The following is a 2,997-nucleotide window of genomic DNA, read 5'->3' as shown; positions in this document are numbered from 1 at the left end:
TCTGAAAGACGAATTAATTTTGTTGGGATTCTGTTCTAGAGGGTCTGGGAGTGGACACTTTTGGGACAATGCACAATTCCTGACGGGGTTTGGGGTTTTGGGTTTGGGGTTTGGGGTTTGGGGTAGTGGTCTCATTACTCAACCGCAGCAATAGCACAAAACAGATAGATGTGTTCAAAATAGTATAGTTACTATTCCACAGCATCCACTCTCAGGAGGAAATCCTGTGTCATCTCTTCCACCTTCAATTCCACCTGTGTCTTCTCCCCCAACCAACCAATGGCTGCGAATGGTAGGAATGTGGCTAGCAGTTGCTGTCATTGGTGCAGGGCTAGGTTGGTCATATCAAGAATGGCAAAGTTATCGAAATCTAGTATTACGCTTAGAAGAGATTCAGAAGCACCGATCACAACGGGAATATGAAGAATGCATCAATAAAGCCACAACTATTCCTGAAAAGTCCCCTATATATCAACAGACTCAGGTAATTTTCAATGAGTGCGCCGAGAAACTATTTGGCAAAGCTAAGATACTAGCTGCAGCGAACCAATATAAAGACGCAATTATCGAGGCCAATAAACTAACCCCAGATAGTGCTCCTTACCAAGACGCACAACAGTTAATTAATCAGTGGTCATTCAGCCTATTTCAGAAAGCGACCAAGCTGTATCAGGAACAAGGGAAGCTCAATGAAGCCATTGCTCTAACTCAGGTCATTCCTGAAACTAATCTAATTCGTCAAAAATTACCGGAGACCATTGCCCAATGGAAACAAGAGTGGGCTGTGAATGCATCGATTCGCACACAAGCACTTCAAGCCCTGGAGGCAGGTAAATGGCAACAGGCTAAGCAAAACGCTAGGAGGGTGACTACTGGCTATTGGCAAAAGCAACTTGAACCAATTATAGACAGGGCAGATGCGAAAATTTCTACCATAGAAGCCCAGCAAGAGCAAACACGAGTCAGACGACAAGCTCAACAAGAGGCTCAACGACTCAGACGACAAGCCCAGCAAGAGCAAACACGCATAGCCAGAGAAAAAGCACAACAAAAGGCTCAGGAGCAGGATCAACGTAGACAGCAATGCATTAAGCTGGTAACCAAATACACTGAAGACAATCAGTGGGCTCTCAAAGAATACGAAAGGTTAAGATGTGATGATTTTCCCCATGAGCTATTTTAACCAAGCCATTGGGTTGTTCTTATCCTAGACACACTGGTTATTTCCCACGGGCTTGATTAGGCATGATCCCACGATACCCTTAGGCACGCTTACCTTAGGCATTACATATCAGAAGTTAACCCAACATCTAACACCTCAGACCTAACACCTGACACCTAATACCTAACACCTAACACCTAACCCTCAAAACTAAATTGACAGAATAGTAGCTTAGTTTGAGCCCCTGACTAGACCTTAGAGGCTCAAGGATTGCCATAATTTTTGTAAAGTATAATGAATGATTTATTCGCAACTACATGGCTGATATAACTGGCTGGGTGAATCTCCTCACCCCCTTACCATTGCTACCCCCTGAACACCCTCTCCCATCCCTATTGGCAACAGCAACTGAAGCCACTGCTAATGAAGCAGAAAACGGTTCACTGGTGCTTGCCGGAGTGCTATTGAGTCTAGTGGTGATCTACTTCGCCAGTAAACTCGGAGGCGAAATTTGTGCTCGGATTAACTTACCACCGGTATTAGGGGAATTGGTCGGTGGTGTAGTTGTCGGGGTTTCTGCTCTAAATCTGCTAGTTTTCCCAGAAGGGGGCAGTGCGGCTAGCAATTCTTTAATGATGAGCTTTATCCAAACTACCGCTGGTCTCACCCCAGAAGCTACCAACTCAGTATTTGAGTCTACTAGCGAGGTGATTTCCGTCTTAGCGGAACTCGGCGTGATCATCCTGTTATTTGAAATTGGACTAGAGTCTGACCTCAAAGAACTGATCCGTGTAGGTCCGCAGGCCGCTGTGGTAGCTGTAGTTGGGGTGGTTGTTCCCTTTGCTGCTGGTACTGCTGGTTTAGCTTACCTATTTCATATTTCTGCTGTTCCTGCTATTTTTGCTGGTGCTGCCCTAACTGCCACTAGTATCGGGATTACCGCTAAAGTCCTAGCAGAAATTGGACAGCTGAGTTCTAAAGAAGGGCAAATTATCATTGGTGCTGCCGTACTTGATGATGTCCTAGGAATTATCGTCCTGGCTGTGGTGGCTAGTCTGGCAAAAACTGGAGAAGTCGTGATCACGAATGTGATCTATTTGATTATTAGTGCTGGTGTCTTCCTAGTTGGAGCAATTCTAATCGGTCGCTTCCTCGGTCCGTATTTCGTTGCCTTGGTCAAGGAAATGAAAACCCGAGGTCAGGTATTACTGACAGCACTCATTTTTGCCTTTGTCTTGTCCTATATTGCCACAGCTATCCAATTAGAAGCCATTTTAGGAGCCTTTGCTGCTGGGCTAGTCTTGGCAGAGACGGATAAGCGTCGAGAATTGGAAGAACAGGTCCTACCAGTGGCAGATATACTTGTGCCCATCTTCTTTGTTACAGTAGGAGCCAAAACTGATTTGAGTGTGCTTAACCCAGCAGTTCCCAGTAATCGCGAGGGTTTGATATTGGCAACTTTCCTGATTGTGGTGGCAATTCTTGGTAAGGTGATCACAGGATTGACAGTCTTTGGTCAATCAGGAATTAACCGTCTGGCTATTGGGGTTGGCATGATTCCCAGAGGTGAAGTGGGGCTAGTCTTTGCTGGTGTTGGTTCAGCAAGTGGTGCTCTCTCAGAATCCACTGAAGCAGCGATTATCATGATGGTTATCTTAACGACTTTTGTCGCTCCGCCTTTGTTGCGGTTGGTCTTTCAAGAGCCATCTGAGCCGGTGGAAACAGCTGGAGAGTCTTGAGACTTGTGGCTAAGCTATCTGAGCTTGGTGATTAAAGACAATTATTATTGATGCAGGATTCTTCAAGAATCCTGCATCAATAATAATTGTCTTTAA

General features: G+C 45.3%; 2 protein-coding genes. Both read left to right on the top strand.

The window, feature by feature from the left end; genetic code table 11:
- The first annotated feature begins 226 nt into the window (after positions 1-226).
- Positions 227-1,183 (top strand): hypothetical protein, encoded by a 957-nt coding sequence (locus tag F6K52_RS34745; protein WP_293089525.1) that lies wholly within the window; start codon positions 227-229, stop codon positions 1,181-1,183.
- Positions 1,184-1,479: 296 nt separating this feature from the next.
- The gene (locus tag F6K52_RS34740) at positions 1,480-2,901 is read left to right on the top strand and encodes a cation:proton antiporter (protein WP_293089524.1); all 1,422 of its coding nucleotides are present in this window, start codon (positions 1,480-1,482) and stop codon (positions 2,899-2,901) included.
- The last annotated feature ends 96 nt before the right edge of the window (positions 2,902-2,997 follow it).

Origin of the sequence: Moorena sp. SIO3H5 (assembly GCF_010692395.1) — a bacterium.
Taxonomy (GTDB): domain Bacteria; phylum Cyanobacteriota; class Cyanobacteriia; order Cyanobacteriales; family Coleofasciculaceae; genus Moorena.
This window is presented reverse-complemented; position numbering and strand designations above follow the sequence as displayed.